The sequence below is a fragment of the Pseudomonas sp. FFUP_PS_473 genome, assembly GCF_002858665.1.
Taxonomy (GTDB): Bacteria; Pseudomonadota; Gammaproteobacteria; order Pseudomonadales; family Pseudomonadaceae; genus Aquipseudomonas; species Aquipseudomonas defluvii.
The window spans coordinates 146,605-165,772 of the sequence record NZ_PJQQ01000008.1 but is presented as its reverse complement, the minus strand read 5'-3'; the positions used below and the strand labels follow the sequence as shown (position 1 = coordinate 165,772).

The 19,168-nt window shown below is 57.7% G+C and carries 15 protein-coding genes; 13 read left to right on the top strand and 2 right to left on the bottom strand.

Translation table 11 applies throughout. From position 1 onward, the window contains the following. Nucleotides 1-30: 30 nt before the first annotated feature. The 11 genes from CYD26_RS07990 (at nt 31) to ppk2 (ending at nt 11,638) form a co-directional block, all read left to right on the top strand. The gene (locus CYD26_RS07990) at nt 31-1,470 is read left to right on the top strand and encodes a glycosyltransferase family 39 protein (RefSeq protein ID WP_102052329.1); all 1,440 of its coding nucleotides are present in this window, start codon (nt 31-33) and stop codon (nt 1,468-1,470) included. A 385-nt stretch (nt 1,471-1,855) separates the two neighbouring features. Further along, nucleotides 1,856-2,374 (top strand): histidine phosphatase family protein, encoded by a 519-nt coding sequence (locus tag CYD26_RS07985; RefSeq protein WP_256587984.1) that lies wholly within the window; start codon nt 1,856-1,858, stop codon nt 2,372-2,374. Nucleotides 2,375-2,376: 2 nt separating this feature from the next. Further along, the gene (locus tag CYD26_RS07980) at nt 2,377-3,219 is read left to right on the top strand and encodes a phosphatase PAP2 family protein (RefSeq protein ID WP_102052327.1); all 843 of its coding nucleotides are present in this window, start codon (nt 2,377-2,379) and stop codon (nt 3,217-3,219) included. 64 nt (nt 3,220-3,283) lie between these two features. Continuing rightward, nucleotides 3,284-3,673 (top strand): DUF2946 domain-containing protein, encoded by a 390-nt coding sequence (locus tag CYD26_RS07975; protein ID WP_102052326.1) that lies wholly within the window; start codon nt 3,284-3,286, stop codon nt 3,671-3,673. A 118-nt stretch (nt 3,674-3,791) separates the two neighbouring features. Continuing rightward, a complete protein-coding gene (locus CYD26_RS07970; protein ID WP_102052325.1) occupies nt 3,792-5,873 on the top strand; it encodes a TonB-dependent receptor in 2,082 nt (693 codons plus the stop codon). A 187-nt stretch (nt 5,874-6,060) separates the two neighbouring features. Further along, nucleotides 6,061-6,660 carry a paraquat-inducible protein A gene (locus CYD26_RS07965; protein WP_099774796.1) on the top strand — a complete coding sequence of 200 codons (600 nt, stop codon included), beginning with the start codon at nt 6,061-6,063 and terminating at the stop codon, nt 6,658-6,660. Continuing rightward, complete coding sequence (locus CYD26_RS07960) at nt 6,657-7,301, top strand: paraquat-inducible protein A (RefSeq protein ID WP_178081694.1); 645 nt, start codon at nt 6,657-6,659, stop codon at nt 7,299-7,301. The genes CYD26_RS07965 and CYD26_RS07960 overlap by 4 nt, the downstream gene beginning before the upstream one ends. Continuing rightward, nucleotides 7,282-8,934, top strand: coding sequence for an intermembrane transport protein PqiB (locus CYD26_RS07955; protein WP_102052324.1), 1,653 nt, complete (start codon nt 7,282-7,284; stop codon nt 8,932-8,934). Before CYD26_RS07960 ends, CYD26_RS07955 begins: the two co-directional genes overlap by 20 nt. 17 nt (nt 8,935-8,951) lie before the next feature. Then, nucleotides 8,952-9,515 carry a membrane integrity-associated transporter subunit PqiC gene (locus CYD26_RS07950; RefSeq protein WP_065757779.1) on the top strand — a complete coding sequence of 188 codons (564 nt, stop codon included), beginning with the start codon at nt 8,952-8,954 and terminating at the stop codon, nt 9,513-9,515. Nucleotides 9,516-9,521: 6 nt separating this feature from the next. Further along, the gene (locus CYD26_RS07945) at nt 9,522-10,712 is read left to right on the top strand and encodes a sodium:proton antiporter (protein ID WP_065757780.1); all 1,191 of its coding nucleotides are present in this window, start codon (nt 9,522-9,524) and stop codon (nt 10,710-10,712) included. Nucleotides 10,713-10,819: 107 nt separating this feature from the next. Then, entirely contained in the window at nt 10,820-11,638 is an 819-nt protein-coding gene (gene ppk2 / locus CYD26_RS07940; protein ID WP_102052323.1) for a polyphosphate kinase 2, read from the top strand. A 40-nt stretch (nt 11,639-11,678) separates the two neighbouring features. On the opposite strand, the gene CYD26_RS07935 is transcribed toward ppk2, so the two are convergent. Beyond that, the gene (locus CYD26_RS07935) at nt 11,679-12,185 is read right to left on the bottom strand and encodes a copper chaperone PCu(A)C (RefSeq protein ID WP_371917201.1); all 507 of its coding nucleotides are present in this window, start codon (nt 12,183-12,185) and stop codon (nt 11,679-11,681) included. After that, nucleotides 12,185-12,790 (bottom strand): SCO family protein, encoded by a 606-nt coding sequence (locus CYD26_RS07930; protein WP_102052322.1) that lies wholly within the window; start codon nt 12,788-12,790, stop codon nt 12,185-12,187. Before CYD26_RS07930 ends, CYD26_RS07935 begins: the two co-directional genes overlap by 1 nt. A 238-nt stretch (nt 12,791-13,028) precedes the next feature. Here CYD26_RS07930 and CYD26_RS07925 point away from each other — a divergent pair, with 238 nt between their 5' ends. Together CYD26_RS07925 and CYD26_RS07920 are read left to right on the top strand one after the other, a co-directional pair. Continuing rightward, entirely contained in the window at nt 13,029-14,888 is a 1,860-nt protein-coding gene (locus CYD26_RS07925) for a zinc-dependent metalloprotease family protein (RefSeq protein ID WP_102052321.1), read from the top strand. A 39-nt stretch (nt 14,889-14,927) separates the two neighbouring features. Then, on the top strand, nt 14,928-19,166 hold the full coding sequence (locus CYD26_RS07920; protein ID WP_256587983.1) for a DUF1592 domain-containing protein: 4,239 nt from the start codon (nt 14,928-14,930) through the stop codon (nt 19,164-19,166). Nucleotides 19,167-19,168 lie beyond the last annotated feature (2 nt).

Here is a 19,168-nt window from a genome sequence, read left to right as displayed (position 1 = left end):
ACCTGACGCGGCTGTTTGAGGGGGTTGCACATGAAGTTTGCTGCCGGCAACGCAACACGCGCCTTCACCATCATCGCTTTAATGCTGGTCTTGTTGTTGCTGTTCTGGGGCTTGGGCAGCATACCGCTCTTGAGTGTGAACGAGGCACGCCGTGCCGTGACTTCTCGAGAGATGCTGGAAACCGGTCAATGGCTTTTGCCGTATATGAACGGTGATCTGTACCTCTCCAAGCCGCCGCTCTTCTACTGGTTGACGCTGATGTCCTCTCAAATGCTGGGGGCACTGAGCGAATGGAGCCTGCGCCTGCCGTCAGCCCTGTTTGCCGCGCTTTGCTGCGGCCTTGTCTACTGGCAGGGGGTGCGTCTGGCAGGGCGTCAGGTTGGTTTGTTCGCGTTGATTTTTCTTGCCGCCAATGCCGGTTTCAGCCTCTTCGCGCGCCGCGCAGAAATTGAAATGACGCTCACGGGCCTATGCTTCATGGCCTTGCTTGCCGCCTGGCAGTACCTGTTTCATGAGGGGCGTCGGGGCTGGGTATGGCTCAGTTACGCCCTGTTGGGATGCGCGCTCCTTACCAAGGGGCCTGTTTGTTTGCTGTGGGTGACTGCGCCTGTTCTGGCGTTTGCATGCATTACGCGCTCCGCAAAGGCCAAGGCTTACCTGTGTGACGGATGGGGCTGGCTGATCGCCTTGGCAATCGGTAGTTCGTGGTACTTGGCTGTTTCGCTGCAGGAAGGCTGGGGCATTTGGGCTGGCATCCTGAATGAAGATATTGTCAAGAAAATCTCGGGCCAGGGGGCTGAGTCCTGGTATGCCTACCTGTTGTACCTGGCTGGCGACTTCTTTCCATTCTGGCTGGTGTTGCTGGTTCAACCGCGCCAACTGTGGCGCAGCCTTCGCGCCCGTCCCGAGCTGATGCTGCTGTTTTGCTGCAGTGTACTGCCCTTGATCCTCTTCTCACTGTTTACCGAAAAACACGCCAAGTACCTGCTACCCACCTATCCGGCGGTTGCATTGCTGCTGGCCTGGCAGTGGAGCGAGGTGTTGTCGCGCGTGGGCAATGCCTGGCGCAAGCTGATGATCGGTCTGCCGCTTGTCGTGCTGGCGGGTTTTACCGTGTTCTATATGGGCTTCGAGTCCAGAGCCTTTGCGCATCGGATCGCTGGGTTCCCACAAATCAGTAGCGCTGCTGCAGCCCATCCTGAACTGCCTGCTTACAGCCTGCTCCCCCCGGATATGCGCCTGGTCTATTACATGGGGCGTCCAGTTGCGACGATAAGTGCCGAGCAGGCGCTGGCACGCACCGAGGCCCCCGGGTTGCTGTTTGTCCAGGCACCACTCCCGGCAGAACTCAACGCACTGCAACCCTGCGTGCTGGCGCAGGTTGAGCCCTATCTGAAACCAAAACGGCGCGCACTGTTGATCGGCCTTGGAACGGCCTGCCCCAAAACACCTCTTTCTGTCACACAGTGACACTACCCTTGTGTTTCCCTGCCCGGGCCTGCCGGGTGGGGACGCGCGGATGAATTGCCAGATGCTTGACGGCTACTGACCCTTAGCCGTTTTCACACGCCCTTCACACCCGTTTGACGAGTCATTTCTTCCCGCGTCGCTATCTTCTGCGCACAACGCTCTTTCGCGGTGCTTTGCCGCAGCCCCCTCAAAAATATTGCACTGGAGTTGCATGATGCTGCACGCAGTGATTGGCCGGGCAGAAGCCCTTCCGCTTGCGCTACGCCACAAGTACGCGCGCCCTCTCAAACTTGCCGCTGGCCTTGCGGTGGCAGCTGTACTGGGGGCGCTTGCCGTCTGGTTCATGGCATGGCCGCATGTGCCGGACCTCAGCGCCAGCGGTGCGATGGCCAAAGCCGGCATTTATGAGGGCTGGAAAAAAGGCGAAGTTGTTGTACTGATACGCCACGCGGAACGCTGCGATCGCTCAAAGGCGCCCTGCCTTGCTGCGCCCGAGGGGATTACCATCAATGGTAGCCAGGCCGCTGCACAGGTCGGCAAGGGACTCAAATCGCTTGGTCTTGCGCAAACCGATATTTTCGCCAGTCCTTTGCTAAGGACACAGCAGACAGCTGATTGGATTGTCGGTAATGCGGTCGCCAGTCAAGACTGGTTGAAGCTCTGCGACAAGGGGTTTGCCAACAATGTGCTTGAGCACAAGACGCCCAATCGGAATCTGGTGCTGGTGACTCACAGTGGCTGTATCGATCAGTTTGAACGTGAGCAGAATGTGCCGGGCGGCGAACGCTCGATTGCCTATGCACAGGCATTGTTTGTTTCAGTCAGTGACAAAGGCCTGCCACGAATTCTCGGTAGCATTTCAGCTGATGAGTGGCAGAAAGTCGCACAGCAAGCGGTGAACTAACAATGCAGGCCATATCGCGTGAAGCGTTTTATCGGGTGAACGTGGGTTATGTCCTGTTGTTTGCGTTGGCGGTGTTTGTCCTGTTCGACCTGGCAGACCTTGACCGTTTATTCAGCGATCTGCTCTATGACCCCGTCACCGGTGTGTTTCCACTTGAACACAACACGCTGTTTGAAAAGATCACTCATAAATGGGCCCGGGTAATCCCGGACTGGACAGGTGAAATAGCGATCATCGGCTTGCTGCTGTCGTTTATCTGGCCTCGACTCGCCCCTCATCCCCAATCGCGGGTCACAACTGTCCTGGAAGCCGTCCGTATCGCGCCCGTGTTGCGCTTTACCACCCGTTATCGCCGCGATTTTCTGTTTGTCGTATTGGCCTTTTCTCTGAACACGGGTGTTATCCACTACCTGAAAAGCCACACGGGCGTGTATTGCCCCGTAGAAACCACACTGTATGGCGGCAAGGAAATTCGCATGGAGTGGTTCCATAACTTCTCTTTGTGGCAAAAGGCAGGCCCTGGAAGATGTTGGCCAGGGGGTCATGCTTCCGGTGGCTTCAGTATGCTGGCCCTGTACTTCATTGCGCGACGCTACCGTTGGCAACACACTAGAAAGGTGTTGATGGGGGCGCTATTGCTTGGTTTTGTCTTCGGCACGACGCGGGTGCTGCAAGGCTGGCACTTTATGTCCCATACCTTTTGGTCGGGGATATTTGTCTGGCTAAGTACGTTGATGGTCGCACTGGCGCTTTATGGTAGAGAACGTCTGTCCCAGCCGCTCGCCGCGCCGTTGCCAGGAGTGGCCGAATACACTCACGCCGGATGTGACAAAATGGCACACTGACGCGCTTTTACATCTGCGCCCCACTGCGGCTAAATAGTGGCTTCATAACTCAGCCCTTCCCCTAATGGCCTCGTTGAAACGCATAAGCCCCTGGATTGCCTGCCTGGCTGTGCTGCTCAACCTGCTGGCCATGCCCATAGGCCGTGCGCTACAGACGCAAGATGTGCAGTTGCCGCTGTGGGGCGGTTTCTGCTCCGCAAACCCTTCTACCCCTCGCGTGCCTGCGCTCGACAAACTGATCGATACGCATGCACCCGCGTCACTGAAAATCAGTATGCAGCATGGCGATTGCTGCTGTGGCCACAATGGCCAGGCTGCGTTGCCTTCGCCATACGTTCGGCATGTCTTTGGATTGTTCGCTGTCGATGCCGAACTGCGTAATCCGGTGCTTCCACCATCGTCTCCCCGCCGGCTCTGGCCACGTCTCAACCCCCGCGCCTCTCCTGTTGCCTGATCACTAAGTCCAGTCCTTCCAGACCGTATCTGGCAAGGCATTTATTGCCGGGCCCTGGGCGATTTCGCACCGCCCATTGGCACGATTGAGTTTTCTTGGTTATCAGGACGTATGCGTTATGCCTGCTCCATGTAGTTTGCCGCGTGTAAAACAACGCGTTGTTTCCCACTCGTTTCTTGCCTTGCTCAGCGCCAGCCTGTCTGCATTTGATCCACTTTCAATCGCCGTTGCAGCAACCTCAAGCAGCGAAGACTCCACACTCACCCTTGGCACTGTCACTGTTTCAGGTGCAGCAGCAGGCCCCTTGGCAACCAGCAGCGTAGTCAGCTCTGTCGATATTCTTGGGGGCGATATCCTCGAAAAAATGCCAGTCAACTACAGCTGGGAGCTGTTCAGCCGCGCACCGGGTGTGATGCTCACCGAGTTCAACCAAGGCACTACCTCGGGGAAAATTTCTTTCCGAGGCTTCAACGGTGAAGGCGAAGTGAATGCCGTCAAGTTGTTGATTGATGGCATTCCGAGCAACAGCAACGACGGCAACATGCCGTATATGGACATGATTTTCCCCCTCGAACTCGACAGCATCGAGGTGGTGCGCGGCACCAGTGATGCGCGTTACGGTCTGAACAACATCGCAGGCAATGTGAACATGTTGACCCGTACCAGCGGTGACTACACCAAGGCCAGGGTCCGCTATGGCAGCTTCAATACCCAAGAGACCCAATTGGCCAAGGGCATCGAAAGCAGCAACTGGACTCAAAACTACTTCATTGCCTACCAGAAAGCCGATGGCTACCGTGACCATGCCGAGGCTGACCGGTATTCCATGTCAGGCAAGTGGTTCTATACCCCGGACGACGACAGCTACCGTATAGGCCTGATTGCCCGTCACTATGAAACCGAAGCTCAGGAGCCCGGCTACCTGACAGAAGATGACGCCCGCCATCATCCCACTATGACCAACAGCTACAACGCGACGGACAAGGGCACGCGGCGGATGAACCAGGTCAGCCTGCATTTCGATACCGAGCTGACCGACAGCCTGGCCTGGTCGTCTAAAACCTACGTCAATACCTACGATGACCGTCGCTGGACACAGTACTGGCGCACCAGCTCCCAACAGGAGCGCGACACCTATGAAACCCAATACGGTGCCCTTACCTCCCTGACCTGGCGCCCTGAAGTCAACGGGTTGTATGACTTTGCGTTGGAAGGCGGTGCAGATGTGCAACAGCAACAGAACAAGAGTGAGCGTTACAAAACCAAGTCTCGTGTGCGCCAATCCCAGACGCGGGATCAAGCATTCGACTTTGACACGTACGGTGCTTATGTTCAGGCCGAGATCAAACCGTTCGAGTCGTTGAAAATCGTCCCTGCCTACCGGGTCGATAAAATCCAGGGTGATTTCACCAATGAAATGACCGGCACGGATTACGACATCAACGACTACGGGCTGATCAAACAGCCCAAGCTCAGCATTGTTTACTCACCCTGGGCAGTGGCCAGCGTTTATGCCAACTGGGGGCGTACATTTCAGGTGGGTACAGGCGCAGCCGCGTACAAGATTCCTCCGCGTACCACCGACCTGGAACCCTCGATCAATGAGGGCTGGGAAACCGGCGTCAAATTCACCCCGAGTGACTGGGTCGATGGACGTATCGCCTATTGGCAACAGGAGGCCACCGGTGAAGTCAGCCGCCGTCTCAACGACCCGAGCGGAGAATCGGACAACGTTGGTGAAACCCGGCGCTGGGGATACGACCTGCAGGTGAACATGCATCCCAACGAGCGTACCGATTTCTGGATGGCCTACGCCTGGCAATATTCAAAAATCCTGCAGCCCAGTGCGACCTTGCCTGACAGTAAAGGCCAGGAAATCGACCACGTACCGCATCATTTGTACAACGCCGGCGTCAGCTACCAGGCTACCCCTGCCCTGCAGTTGACGGCATGGATGAATGGACAGACCAATTACTACCTGGAACGGCAGAACACCCAAGGTACCTACGGCGGTTATGTGTTGATGAACCTTGGTGCTGTCTACAAGGTGGCCGAGTCGGTCAGCGTCGACGTACAGCTCAAGAACCTGACAAACCGCTATTACGAATACGTCTGGTACGACCCGGATGGCGCCGATGCGTCACTGCACTCACCTGGCGACGGGCGTGCGCTCTACACCGGCATCACGTTTGATCTCTGAACACCGGTTTGCAGTGGGGGCACTCCGCCCCTGCTGCTGCCACCTCAAGCAGGCAGCAAAGTGAAAAATTATGGGGCTACAGTAGCGCTTGGCGATTAAAAACGCGCCGGTTGATTTGCTCAATTGCAGCGCACTTCTATATTGAGCTAGTGACAGCGGTTCCTCGCCCTTTGCTAGAGCACAGATCATGGTGAAAACTGATCGTCTGATCATTTGCGAACACTGTGACTGCGTGTACGAAAAAGTCACGCTTGCCAAACATCAGAAAGCCTTGTGTCAGCGTTGCGGCGCAGTGCTTCAACGCTACAACGGAATGACCTTGCAGCAACGGCTGGCGTTGAGCCTTACGGCGGCAGTGCTGTGGATTTTCGCCAACTTCTACCCGGTCATGAGTATCAGCCTGCAAGGCCTGAGCAACAGCGCAACCCTCTGGGATTCGGTGCGGGCCTTGAGTAACGGGCCTATCACTTTTATTGCACTCGTGGCAGCCATCGCCATCATCATCGCGCCGCTCTTTCAACTCGTGCTGTTGATCTGGGTGCTGACCTTTGCGATGGCCACCAAACGCTCTCCGGCATTCAAGCTGTGCATGCGTTGGCTTGAGACCTTGAGGCCTTGGAGCATGCTTGAGGTGTGCCTGCTTGGCGCGATGGTCGCAGTTTTCAAACTGGCGGGCATGTTGGATGTGCTGCCCGGTATAGGCCTGATTGCCCTCGCTGTGTTGAGCTTGCTGATCATAAGGGTTGCCGGGCGCGATGTTCGCGAACTGTGGGAGATGTTGCCGTGAGCACGCCTGCACTCGCCGCCGAGCTGAACCTTGCCCTGTGCCATGCCTGCAACATGGCTTGCGACATGACCGATCACCCGCACACCTGTCCTCGCTGCGGCGCGGCGCTGCACGTACGCAAGCCTGATGCGTTGGCCCGCACCTGGGCCTATATGCTTGCCGCCTTGATCTTCTATATCCCTGCCAACCTTTTACCGGTGATGAACACGAGCCTGTTCGGCAGTGGTGCCGACAGCACGATCATGAGTGGTGTCATCGAGTTCTGGGGGCACGGCGCCTGGGACATTGCTTCGATTATCTTCATCGCCAGTATCGCCGTACCCGCGACCAAATTCGTCGCCTTGACCCTGCTATTGGTCACCGTACAACGCCAGAGTGACTGGGCCCGCAGAGAGCGGGCACAGCTCTACCGCTTCGTCGAGGTCATTGGCTACTGGTCAATGCTCGACGTCATCGTGGTCGCCCTGGTGGCGGCACTGGTCAAGTTTCAGGCACTTGGCGACATTGAACCGCGCCCGGGCATTCTCTTCTTCGGCCTGGTGGTGGTGTTCACCATGCTTTCGGCGATGAGTTTCGACCCGCGTCTGATCTGGGAACCCAAAAAAACCGAGGAGCGCATGGATGAAGCCAGCAACCCCTGATAGCCAAGCCATGCCCGGCCAGCCCAGCATCAAGACCCGCCGCGTCAGTGTTTCGCTGGTGTGGATTGTTCCGATCATTGCAGTCCTGGTGGGCATTTCCCTGGTGGTGCATAACTGGCTGCAACAAGGGCCTGTCATTACTGTCACCTTCAAGACCGGTGAGGGGCTGACCGCCAACAAAACGCCGGTGAAATACCGTAACGTCGTGATTGGCCAAGTCACTGACGTCCAGTTGAGCAGCGACCAGAAAAATGTGACTGCAACCCTGAAACTGGATAAACAGGCGGAACACTTTACCCGCACCGGTTCGCAGTTCTGGGTCGTGCGTCCACGCATCGGCGCCGGCGGTGTTTCTGGCATCGACACGCTGCTGTCCGGTGACTTCATCGGTGCCGATGTCGGTCAAGGTGAGGGGCGATCCAAGGCGTTCAAAGGCCTGGAGGTGCCTCCTCCCATCACCTACGGCGAGCCGGGAAAGCGTTTCACACTGCGCGCGCCTGACCTGGGTTCGCTTGGCATTGGCTCGCCTGTGTATTACCGCAAGATTCCCGTCGGCCAGGTGGTGTCCTACACCCTGGCGCCCGATGGCAAGGGCGTGGACATTGAAGTGTTTGTCCATGCGCCCAATGATGCCTTCGTCACCAATGACACCCGTTTCTGGAACGCCAGCGGCGTCGACGTCGAACTCAGCGCTAATGGGTTTGCGGTGAGCACTGAATCGTTGTCTTCCTTGTTGGTCGGCGGTATCGCCTTTCGTGCACCGGACTACAGCCCTGACGACCGGCCAGCTCTTGAGGATTCTCCCTTTGAACTGTTTGCCGACCAGGAAACCGCCCTCGCCCCACCTAACGGCAAGGCGCAGTACCTGTCACTGCGTTTCGATGAAGCACTGCGCGGCCTGAAAGTCGGCGCTCCGGTGGAGTTTCTTGGCATCGACATCGGCAAGGTCGTCTCGGTCAACCTGGACTACGATGAGCAGCGTCACAGCTTCCCGGCGAACATTGGCATTGTGATATATCCGCAACGCTTGGGGCCCGCTCACGCCAAGATGCTCAAGGCGCTCAAGCATGATCCCAGTGACGAACAGGCAAGCGTACGCCTGTTCGGCACCTTCATCGACAATGGCCTCAGGGCTCAGGCGCGCAGTGGCAATCTGCTGACCGGGCAGTTGTATATTGCGCTGGATTTTTACCCTGATGCGAAGAAGGTGGTCTTCGATCCAAACGCGCGCCCCGTCAGCTTGCCTACGGTGCCAGGAAGCCTGGAGCAACTGCAGGAAAAATTTCAGTCAATGCTCGACAAGCTGGACAAACTTCCACTGGAGCGCATCGCCAACAACCTGGACAGTAATCTGGTGGAACTGCGCAAGGGCCTGCAACAGTTCAACAGCAACACGCTGCCTGGTGTTCACGGCACATTGCAAGAAATCAGCAAAACCCTGCAATCGGCAAATACGACCCTGGCCGACGACTCGCCACAACGAGAACAGCTCAAGCAAACCCTGGATGACGTGGGGCGTATGTCGCGCTCCCTGCGGGAGCTGTCGGACTATTTCGGGCGTCATCCCGAGTCGCTGTTGCGCGGCAGACCCAAGGATGCACCCGCAGAAAACCTGGAACCCTCGCGTAACTGATTGCAGGAGTTTGCACCATGCGGCTACCGCTCAAACCATTGTCGATCGCTTTGGCACTGTTGCTCACAGCGTGCCGCAGCGATCCGATTCACTATCACACCCTGATGCCAACCCAGGCCCCCGCCGTATCGGGCTCCAGCCACCTCGATATCCAGATTGAACGGCTCAGTCTGCCGCCGCAGGTCGACCGCCCGCAAATTGTCGTTCGCCAAGGCAACAGTGGCCTGGCCGTTCTGGAGACAGAATGGTGGGGCGCGAGCCTCGCCGACGAACTGCAAAGTGCGCTTGTCGATTTGCTCCCCAGCAATGGTGCCTCGCACAAGATCGGCTTGAGGCTGGATGTTCAGCGATTCGACTCGGTGCCTGGGCAATACGCCTTGCTCGAGACCAAATGGCGGCTTCGCGCGTTGACCACAGGGGACAACACGCCCTCCTTGAGTTGTCGGAGCGTATTCAGAACGGCCTCGGGGGTAACGATTGAGGACTTGGTTGCCGCGCACCAGCATAACGTTCAAGCGCTGGCAACGTTGATTACACAAGCAGCCAGTGACGGGCGCAGTACCTGTCCATCGCCACAGTAACCGCACATGTACCAGAACCTTGCGCTATTCACAGCCTTCCTGCTGGTTTACAGCATTTTCGCCGGGCGTTTCGAGAAGCGGCTGTTCAATGGCCCCCTGGTGTTCATGCTCGTGGGGATCGTACTCGGCCCTGCGCTCTTGGGCATTCTGCAGCCGCGGATAGACAAGGATGGCCTCAGGGCATTGGCAGAATTGACCTTGGCCATTGTATTGTTCAGCGATGCTGCCAATGCAAACCTCAAGGTACTGCGCGCCCATGAGGGGTTGCCGTTACGCCTGCTGTTGATCGGTCTGCCGCTGACCATCGTACTGGGCTGGTTGGTGGGGCTCTGGGTCTTCCCGCAGGTACGGCTGATAGAGCTTGCAATCCTGGCAACCCTACTCGCGCCTACCGACGCGGCGCTGGGAAAAGCCGTCGTCACCAATCCGAAGGTCGCCGAACCCGTGCGCGAGGGGCTTAACGTAGAAAGCGGCCTTAACGATGGGATTTGCGTACCGGTACTTTTGCTTTTCCTGGCGTTACTGGTTGAGGAACAAGCGCAGCATCCGGTTCTACTTGCCCTGGAACTGGTCGCCGAAGAGCTGGGCATTGGTGCGCTCAGCGGGGTACTTCTCACGCTCATCGCCTGGCAACTACAAAAGCTCTCCTGGAAACATCAGTGGCAAATGCAGGTATGGTCGCAACTCACCCTGCCGGGGCTTGCGGTGCTGTGCTTTGCCACGGCGCAAGTGCTGGGTGGCAGCGGCTTTATTGCCGCATTCGTCGGCGGCCTGCTTGCCGGGTACCTGTTCAAGGATCAGAAGCATCACCTGCTTCAGGCCAGCGAAGAGTTTGCCAGCCTGCTCTCGGTGCTCACCTGGGGCGTATTTGGTGCGGTGGTAATACCGAAAGCGTGGAGCAGCCTGACCTGGGATATTTGGCTATACGCCCTGCTCAGCTTGACCCTCGTCCGTATGCTTCCCGTGTTGCTGTGCCTGCTGGGAACGCGCTTCGACCTTGAGACGCGCCTGTTCATGGCGTGGTTCGGCCCGCGAGGGCTGGCGACAATTGTCTTCGCGGTGATGATCATTGACTACCCACTGGCGTCCACCAGCACCTTGGTCGCCACCGCCATTTGTACCGTTCTGCTGAGTGTGCTGTTGCATGGCCTGAGCGCCAACCCGTGGGTGGCCCGCCTGGTCCGTCGTACACCCTGAGTGAAGTGAGCACACATACCGTTCAGGCGCCGACTATCGGCAGCGCATATCGGATGGCAGTGGCTACGCTTCACTCCAATAGAGCTGCGTAGCGCAAAGGAGCAACGATGAAAAACGAGAAATCTACAGCGCGCAATCCTGCCAAGCCATCGCAAAAAAAGCTCGACCGCAAGACCTATGAAAAGCAACTGAAGGCATTGCATGTTGAGCTGGTCAAGCTACAGCAGTGGGTCGTGGAGACCGGTGCAAAGGTTCTGGTGGTTTTTGAAGGGCGCGACGGCGCAGGCAAAGGCGGCACCATCAAGGCATTGACAGAGCGTGTCAGCCCGCGGGTCTTTCGGGTTATCGCACTACCCTCACCTACCGAGCGGGAGAAAAGCCAGCTCTACTCGCAGCGCTATATGCCGCATTTCCCTGCCAGTGGTGAAGTGGTGATTTTCGACCGCAGTTGGTACAACCGGGCGGGTGTCGAACGTGTCATGGGGTTTGCGGACGAGGACCAGGTGCGCACGTTTCTTGAGCTGACGCCAATGTTTGAACGGCACATCGTGCGCTCGGGCATCATCTTGCTCAAATACTGGCTGGAGGTGAGCCCCAAAGAACAGGAGCGTCGCCTCAGAGCACGAATTACCGATGGCCGAAAAACCTGGAAGTTGTCGCCGATGGATGTGTTGTCTTTCAATCGCTGGGACGACTACACACGTGCCCGGGACGAGATGTTCAAAGCAACGGACACTCAATGGGCCCCGTGGTTCGTTGCCCCGTCGGAGGACAAGAAGCGGGTTCGGCTTAACCTGCTGACACACCTTCTTGCGCAAATCCCCTACAAGGAAATCAAACAGCCGAAGGTCAAATTGCCAAAACGCAGAATCGGCCGGTACAAGGACATCGACTACCCCTTCAAATACATCGGCGAACCGTTCTGAAGCACCGGGACGACGCGGACTCGTCCCGGTTGGAACAGGATTACTCCATGTGCATGTGACCCGACATGTGGCCATGGTCTGGCATGTTCAGTGCGCGTGCCGGCGCGCTGACGTTGATGCGTTGCAGCTGGCCCTTGGCATCTTTCACCACCAGCGTCAGCGGTACCGCGTCACCTTCCTTGATCTGCTTGACCAGGTCGATCAGCATCACATGGTAGCCAGCAGGCTCCAGCGTAACGGCTGTTCCTGCCGGCAGCGCCACCGACGTCACGGGCTGCATGCTCATGACGTCGTTTTTCATCTGCGACTGATGGATCTGCACGGTCTTGGCCACCGGGGACTCAACGCTGAGCAACGTGCTGTCACTGTCGGCAGTCACTTTCATGAATGCTCCGGTTGCTGCCTGATGAGGCACCGTGGCCCGTACCCAGGCGTCATCAACGACGGTTTGCGCTACCGCAGGCAATGTTGCGCCCAGCAGCATGAACAGCGCCACAGCGCGGTTGAGTGGCTTGACTACCATCGCGTTAGCGAATGTGGAACGCATCAACATACCTCCATAACAGTAAGCAGGTCTTCTGCACATTCCTTTGCCGTCAGGGAATGCGACAGGCCAAGACGTAGCACGCCTCGGGAGTCATAAACAAAACTGGTTGCCGTATGGGACAACGTGTAGGTCTCGCCGCTAGGGACTTTCTCGTAGAACACACCAAACTCCTTGGCGGTCTGCGCCGTCTCTTCCAGCGTGCCGGACAATGCGACAAACGAAGGGTCGAAGGCTTTTACATAAGCGTCGAGCACCTCTGGCGTGTCGCGCTCTGGGTCGAGTGTAATGAAGATCACCTGAAGAAAATCGGCGTCCTTGCCCATCAGTTTCTTGATCTGCACCGCACGTGCCAGCGTCGTCGGGCAAATCGCCGGGCATTGGGTAAAGCCGAAGAACACCATGGGCATCGAGCCACGGAAACTCGACAGGGTTATTTCATTGCCTTGAGGGTCTTTCAGCTTGAATGAGCGCCCGAGGATCTGATTGCTCATGTCTTTACCGTGCTTGAACGACAAGCCACCAGAGCTATCACAACCTACGAGAGCACCCAGGCCCAGCAGGCTGATCCCGGCGACAACCTGGCGTCGGGTCAGTAAATCAGTCATGTATTACCATCCTTTCGGGAAGGTACCAGTCCTGGGAGTGGAGCCTTCAGCAAACGTTATGCAGTCACATATTCTGTCATGCGAACGGCCAGCGGTTCCAGCAATCCGTCGCTCGACCTCTGTCGTAGGCCCTCTTCAAACCACCATTTCCCTCCCCCCCTGGTATTTCTGTCAGTAGACGACCTCTTCGCGCAGCGCCTACTTTGACCCCATTCGTGAACAAGGAAGGAGTGGCGAAATGGCGCGACGTTTGAAATCGGTCATCGTGATTGTGTCTCTAGGCATGAGCCTGCTCGCTCATGCGGCTGAGCGGCCATTGAAGCCACTGGCCGAGGAGCCATTACAACAACTGCGCGGCAGCGCCAATCCTGTTCTGCGACACCTTGCCGACGATAAGACGACCCTGTCGATATCGCTGGTTCAGGTACAGGGCGAATTAATCGCTGCAACCAGCCGGGACTTGCAACTGGACCTTGAGGCCGGAGTCTCCAGGGTATTCCACAAGGCCCGAATCAGTACTCAGCCTGATGGCATTGTTACTTGGCAGGGTACCGTCAGCGCCAGGCAAGGCCCGACAGATGACCAGAATACGGCCTACCTGACACGGCATGGCGCGCACCTGGTGGGGGTGGTCAAGGTTGATGGCCAACTGTATCGCATCGAGCCGCTGGGTGACGGGCGACATGCGGTCGTCAAAGTCGACGCGTCAAAATTCCCCGAGGGCAATGACGAGGTCAACGAGGAGCCTGCGGGCATGCCTGCAACAACGCCGGCAGCGCCCGCCAAACCCGCGGCACACGCGGCCCCCGTTGTGATTCGCGTACTGACACTGGTTTCTAATAAAGCATTCGAGCTGATGCCCGACATGGACGCCAGCGTCGCCAATGCGCTGGCCATGGCCAATAGCGGCCTGGAAAACAGTCAGATCAATGTGCAGTTTGAAAATGCCGGTGTGCAGCGCATCGACTGGACGGAATCGGGCACTGCAACCGGCAAAGAGGTGCTCTCCCGGTTGTGGAATGTCAACGATGCACAATTGGGAAAACCCGCAAGGTATCAACGAGATGCCAGTCGGGCCGACCTGCTTAGCCTGCTCACCGTGATACCCGATGTGTGTGGCTTGGCTTACACCGCCTTGAACAAGAATGCCGGTGTCAGCATCGTCGACCCGAAGTGCCTTAGCAACCATACCTTCGCCCATGAGTTGGGCCACAATTTGGCTGCCCGGCATGATCCGGACCAGTACGACGCACCTGTCACGCCTGTTTATGCCCATGGTATTCGCTGGCCCGGCCATTGGCGTACCGTCATGGCCTATGAGTGCCCGGGTAGCACCAGCCAGCGCTGCAGCCGCATAAACTATTGGTCGAATGCCCAGATGAGTTACCAGGGCTTGCCTCTGGGGTCGAAAGACAAGCATGACAACGCCCGTGTATTGCGCGATGCGGCGCCCACTGTAGCGGCCTACTACCCTGCGCCAGACCCAAGCCCCAAGCCCCCCGAAGTCAGCGTGTCCGTCGCTGGCGGAACCGTAGAGCCTGCGACGGTTCAACTGAGCGCTAACGCCACTGCCAGTGGCAACGCGACAATTCACCTCGTGGAGTTTCTTCGTGGCACCGACGTGATCGGGCAAGACAGCACGTCACCTTACACCTTTACCTGGAACAACGTGGGCGCAGGCGTCTATCGCGTAAGCGCCCGCGCCAGCGACAGTGCGGGGCACCGTGTGACCTCTGCAGAACAGACCGTGACCATCACTGCGGCACCGTCAGGGTGCGACTATCGAGACCCCGAGGCCGAGCAGGTAACGCCATGGGAGGCCAAGGATTACGCCTCGGGCATCAAAGTCAGCGCCGAGCACGCGGTGTGGATCTCATCCTGGTCGACGGGTACCGCTCCGCCTTCCAGCAACGACGCCTGGAGCCTGCTCAGCACCATCCCGGTGCCCTGGAGTGCCCAGCGCTATTACACCGCGCCCAATGAAGTGCATTACCACGGGCAACGCTATGCGGCAAAACAGTGGGTCAAGGGTACAGCCCCTGCCCCAGACAGCCAGGTCTGGCGCTTGCTGGGCCCTTGCTCGGCAGTCAAAGGCTAAGTCATTTCCTCTTGGTATGAGTGCAACGAGGTTACTACTATGGCGACTCCCCGCGTACCTGCGCAGCATCGTCTGCGTGCGCCTTACCTGTTTATTACACTGACCGTTCTGTGCAGTAGCGCTGTTTCGACGCAGGCTCACGCACAGAACAAGACCGCCATCGATGGCAAGGTCATGCAGCGCCCCTCTTCCAGCCAGTTCGAGCCGGGTAAGCAGGCAAGTGCCGAGGCCTGCAAAGCCGAGCAATACGCGCTTGATGCCGTGAAGGGGCAAGGCAAGCCAGGCAACGCCAACGCCAACGCCGGCAAAACCCTGAAGTACCAACAAGGAGCCTGGGTAACGAATGTCGGTCACGCATTTGAGTGCTGGAAGGACAGTGAGGCCCCCTATGGCGTGGGCAGTTGGGCCTGGTGTAACCAACCGGCTTATGCGCCCGGCCAGTCGGCGAACTGGGGGGATGCCTGGAAAGACCTCGGCGAATGTAACGCCGCGCCGAGCAGCAACAAACTTGAGCTGAGCTTTTCCACCGTTACGGGCGATGTTCCGTACAAGGCCACCACCCAGGGGGTGGGCCCCGGTGGCGATGTTACCGTCACCGGCGTGCTGCGTTGCAAAGGTGAAACAATCCCGATATCCGGCAAATCCAATACGACCATCACCGTAGAAGGCCTGAAAGCCTGCAACTACGACATCATTATGGACCCGGCGCAGGGTTACCTGCCGTTGACGACCCCCAACCAGGTCAAGTTCACCCAGGAAAACGGTGAGAAACACCAGTTTGCGGTCAAGTACCGCCGTCCGCTCGATATCAGCCAGCTACACAGGCTTCCTGGAATCAAGGTTGAGGTGTTTGCCGAAGGCTTGTCCCAGCCCCGCCAGATGGCGATGGGGAACAAGGTCTTGTACGTCGGCTCCAGTGCGATCCCCAGCTACGTCTACGAAGGGCGCATAGCCAACTTCATTTACGCACTGCCATTGAACGCGGAAGGCAAGCCAACGGGTATCTACATCGTTGCTTCGGGGCTCGAAGAACCTCACGGCGTGGTGTACCGCGATGGTGACCTGTTCTACTCCACCACGGGCGGGCTCTATCGGGTACGCAATATTGACAGTACGTACGCCGACCCTAAACCTGAGCGAGTGCTTACCTTCCCCGCAGATGACACAAAAGCGCCGTTAGGCGCAGGGGTATACCGCTATTGGCACCAAAAACACCCTCTCAAGTTCAACCCTTCAGACCCCTCTGACAAATGGCTTTACACCGCTGTCGGCATCCCCTGCAACCTGTGCATGATTCCCACGGATGAACGCTATGGGACGCTGTTGCGCTACAACATTGAAACCGGTGAATCAGAAATCCTCGCCAAGGGTGTCCGCAACTCGGTCGGTTTCGACTGGAACCCCAGCGATGGCAAAATCTGGTTCAGCGATAACAATCGCCAGGGCTTTCCCAACGCTGATGAAGTCAACCGGATTGCCACTTCGGGTCAGCACTTTGGCGTGCCTTACGTATTTGGCCGCAGTACGCCCGGTTTTACCGCCGATGAGTTCAACAGACCGGAGTTGATCACACCGCAACTGACAACGGGTGCGATTGTTTCCGACAAGCCTCTCTCAGCGATCAAACCGAGCGATTACAGCCCGCCGGCCTATGAAATGGGGACCAACACCGCACCGCTGGGCTTGAAGTTCTGGAAGTCCTATCCAGCACTCATGCCTGACGTACAGCACCTGCTGGTTGCCGTGCATGGGACGGGTTCGATGAGCGAGCCCGGTATGGAAATTCGCATGCTGGGCATCCAGAACGGTGAAAAGGTCATCAACCAAATCCCGTTGATCAATGGCTGGGGCAAATCCGCCGACAGCATTGATGTCTACTGCCTGACCGACAAATGCGTCGGTCGTCCTGCCGACTTCCTCGAGCTTGCAGACAAGAGCTTGCTGGTTTCAGACGATGTGACCGGTGTCATCTACCGCGTCAGTTTCGACGCCAAGGAGTGGGGGCAGGCCGGTACGGTGTTGCACCTTCAACCTACCGTTGTACCGGATGCGCACCTGGCCGATCAGATGGTCAGTGGGCATTTGATCGACCCCGATGGGCGGAGTCGACTGTTCCAGGTGGCCTGGGGCAGCCCTGACTTGCAGATTTTCGGCTTGAAACCCGGCACCTACGAGGTACGTTTGAACGACGTCGCAGACTGGATTCCGGTAACGCGCAAGACACAAGTCACGTTCGCCAGTAACACACAGGCCGGAACCAAGATCGATACCCAGACCCGGGCCGTGAAACTGGAATACCGTAAACGGCCAACACATGTGGAGGTTGAAGCCACACTCAAGGCGCCCGCCAAACCTGCCTCCGTCAATGACGCATTCTGGAAGGTCACCGTGCTCAGCAAGAGCGCAGGCGCCGCACCTCGTGAGGTCCAGGTGCCCTGGGGCGGTCAGGCCAAGGAAATCCTGAACTATGGCGAATATGACTTCATCTACCCCTACTATCCAAAGGAGCTTCCAGAACCTACGAAAACAACGGTATCCATCAACGAAGACAGCAACAACATTGAACTGACGCCGATTACCTACCGCGCCGTCACTGACCTGGGGCAAGAGGTATTGGCAAAAACCTGCAGCACCTGCCACTCCATCGACTACTTCAACGATCAGAACAAGGCGATCACCTGGAACGTTGCCGGTAGTGATGCGCTGGTCAAACAGATCATGAGCATGCCCGTGAGCGGGCACTGTGATGTGACGTGTGCGTCGGAAATTTCCCGGCACCTGTTTGATGTGGTCTGGGCGCCCTACCTGAACCCGGCAGAGTCTTACGGTAAGCGCCAACTGCGGCTGCTGACCCCGTCAGAGTATGCCAACAGTGTTCAGGATCTGTTTGGCGTCACGATAAACACTGAAAAACTACCGGCGGATAAATCACCGAAAACCTTCAAGTACCCGGGCGATGCAGACCATGGCCTGCTGCAGGCCGATGACGTGAAATCGCTCTACGACATGGCCTGGTTCGTTGCCAACGCGGCGTCTGCAAACACCGAGACGCTCGCAGACCTGGGGCATAAGGTGTTCCGCCGGCCGCTGTCGAATGAGGAACGCACACGTTATCAGCGCTTGAAGGATGAACATGGCCAGACATCGCTGATTGCCGCGCTGCTGCTGTCGCCGAACTTCCTCTACCGTTCGGAACTGGGTGTTGCCGATGCGCAGCGCTCAGGCACCTACACACTGACACCGGGTGAAACAGCGACCGCGCTGTCGTTCGCGATCCTCGGGACCACGCCGGACATTGCCCTGTTACGCAAAGCTGAGCAGGGGCTGCTGAACACACCAGCGCAGATCAGTGCGCAGGTCGATGAAATGTTGCGGTCTGATCGTGGTGTGGAGCAGTTCAATCGCTTCATCAGCTATTACATCAAGACCAATCGCGGGGCTCAGGAAAAACCCGGCTTGAGCGCCAGTCTTGTTCAAGACATGGCCGCCGAGCAGTACCGCCTGGTACGCGAGGTAATGACCAACGGCAATGGCAGCTTCAACGCCTTGTTCAACCCGGGGTATACCTTCCTGAACCAGGCGCTGGCCGAGCACTATGGCATCTCCGGTGTCAGTGGCAACGAAATGCGCAAGGTGACGGTCGATGACCGTCGGGGTGGCCTGCTGCACCTGGGCCTGACTCAAGCTGCAACGTCAGACTATCAGGCCACCTCCTTGGTCAAACGCGGGATCATGGTCCGTGAACAGTTGTTCTGCCGCGAATTCGGCGCACCGGTCGATACGATGCCTGGAGAGCCAACGTTCCCGGCCAAGGCGGTGACCACCCGTGAACGCTGGGACCTGGTCAACGGCAAAGAGGCCTCGGAGGGCCGCTGCTGGCAATGCCACCAGTACATGAACGATACCGGGGCATCAATGGAGCACTACGACGCGACCGGGCGTTACCGTACCGAGGAGAATGCCTACAACTATGGCCAGTACCCGGTAAAACTGCCGATCAATGCCGCAGGCCCCTTCGTCGACAACACTGGGCTCATCGAATGGGCGCATGTTCAGGACGTTCGTGACATCGCCCGGCTCATCCCCACCAACAACGCAGCCCAATCCTGCATGGCCAATAGCTACATCCGCTTTGCGTTCGGCAACGAGCCTGATGCGGGTACCGCCGGCACCTTGAACGCGTTGGCAGAGGGGTTGAAAACCTCGGGTTCGCTGACCGACATGATACGTAACCTGGCAACCTCCAATGCCTTTCTCCATAAAAAAGGACGGGAATAATC

Bases quoted from the DNA above. Each gene is read 5' to 3' on its own strand.
- CYD26_RS07975 (WP_102052326.1), top strand. From the start codon at position 3,284: ATGGCCTCGTTGAAACGCATAAGCCCCTGGATTGCCTGCCTGGCTGTG.
- CYD26_RS07970 (WP_102052325.1), top strand. From the start codon at position 3,792: ATGCCTGCTCCATGTAGTTTGCCGCGTGTAAAACAACGCGTTGTTTCC.
- CYD26_RS07935 (WP_371917201.1), bottom strand. From the start codon at position 12,185: ATGCGTTCCACATTCGCTAACGCGATGGTAGTCAAGCCACTCAACCGC.
- CYD26_RS07925 (WP_102052321.1), top strand. From the start codon at position 13,029: ATGGCGCGACGTTTGAAATCGGTCATCGTGATTGTGTCTCTAGGCATG.
- CYD26_RS07965 (WP_099774796.1), top strand. From the start codon at position 6,061: ATGGTGAAAACTGATCGTCTGATCATTTGCGAACACTGTGACTGCGTG.
- CYD26_RS07980 (WP_102052327.1), top strand. From the start codon at position 2,377: ATGCAGGCCATATCGCGTGAAGCGTTTTATCGGGTGAACGTGGGTTAT.
- CYD26_RS07950 (WP_065757779.1), top strand. From the start codon at position 8,952: ATGCGGCTACCGCTCAAACCATTGTCGATCGCTTTGGCACTGTTGCTC.
- CYD26_RS07985 (WP_256587984.1), top strand. From the start codon at position 1,856: ATGGCCAAAGCCGGCATTTATGAGGGCTGGAAAAAAGGCGAAGTTGTT.
- CYD26_RS07920 (WP_256587983.1), top strand. From the start codon at position 14,928: ATGGCGACTCCCCGCGTACCTGCGCAGCATCGTCTGCGTGCGCCTTAC.
- CYD26_RS07990 (WP_102052329.1), top strand. From the start codon at position 31: ATGAAGTTTGCTGCCGGCAACGCAACACGCGCCTTCACCATCATCGCT.
- CYD26_RS07955 (WP_102052324.1), top strand. From the start codon at position 7,282: ATGAAGCCAGCAACCCCTGATAGCCAAGCCATGCCCGGCCAGCCCAGC.
- ppk2 (WP_102052323.1), top strand. From the start codon at position 10,820: ATGAAAAACGAGAAATCTACAGCGCGCAATCCTGCCAAGCCATCGCAA.
- CYD26_RS07945 (WP_065757780.1), top strand. From the start codon at position 9,522: ATGTACCAGAACCTTGCGCTATTCACAGCCTTCCTGCTGGTTTACAGC.
- CYD26_RS07930 (WP_102052322.1), bottom strand. From the start codon at position 12,790: ATGACTGATTTACTGACCCGACGCCAGGTTGTCGCCGGGATCAGCCTG.